Source organism: Faecalibacillus intestinalis, assembly GCF_003024685.1.
Lineage (GTDB): Bacteria > Bacillota_I > Bacilli_A > Erysipelotrichales > Coprobacillaceae > Faecalibacillus > Faecalibacillus intestinalis.
The window spans coordinates 1-616 of sequence record NZ_PYLQ01000053.1 but is presented as its reverse complement, the minus strand read 5'-3'; the positions used below and the strand labels follow the sequence as shown (position 1 = coordinate 616).

Genomic DNA, 616 nt, shown 5'->3' with positions numbered 1-616 from the left:
TAAATTATTATTATGAACAACGAATTATTAAAACTATTTGATATCAAGGATGATGTTGTTGAAACATTTACTGTAGATCATAAAGAATCTAATTATGAAATCGATATTAGATTCAAGCCATCTAGATTTTCATGTCCTACATGTGGCAGCACTCATTTCATTAGTAAAGGCAATAAGAAAAGATCTCTTGTATCTGTACCTGTTAATGATAAACCTGTAAAGATGATTACTTATGTTAAAAGGTATAAATGCATTGACTGTAATGCTTCTTTTTCTGATGTAAATCCTATTGCTTATGGGGATTGATCTTTTACTAGAACATCTATCTTTTCTATTCTAAACAGGTTAAAACCTTATAATGCTACTTATGCTTCCATTGCTAGAATGTTTGGTGTTTCTTCTACCAGAATCATGGAAATATTTGATACTTTTGTCAGAATTAAAAGACATAGCCTTCCTAGAGTTCTATTGATTGATGAATTTTATTTCTCTAGAAACTCCAAATATAAATATCCTGCTATCCTTATGAACTTTGAAAACAATTTGATTATTGATATCGTTGAATCCAGAACTCATGATATCATGTCCGACTATCTATTTAAGATTGATTTGGAAG

The 616-nt window shown here is 29.2% G+C and carries 1 protein-coding gene; it reads left to right on the top strand.

Annotated elements, in window-relative coordinates:
* Positions 1–12 precede the first annotated feature (12 nt).
* On the top strand, positions 13–306 hold the full coding sequence (locus tag C7U54_RS14440; RefSeq protein ID WP_107030730.1) for a transposase family protein: 294 nt from the start codon (positions 13–15) through the stop codon (positions 304–306).
* The last annotated feature ends 310 nt before the right edge of the window (positions 307–616 follow it).

Coding starts and splice junctions, on each gene's coding strand:
- C7U54_RS14440 (WP_107030730.1), top strand. CDS start 13: ATGAACAACGAATTATTAAAACTATTTGATATCAAGGATGATGTTGTT.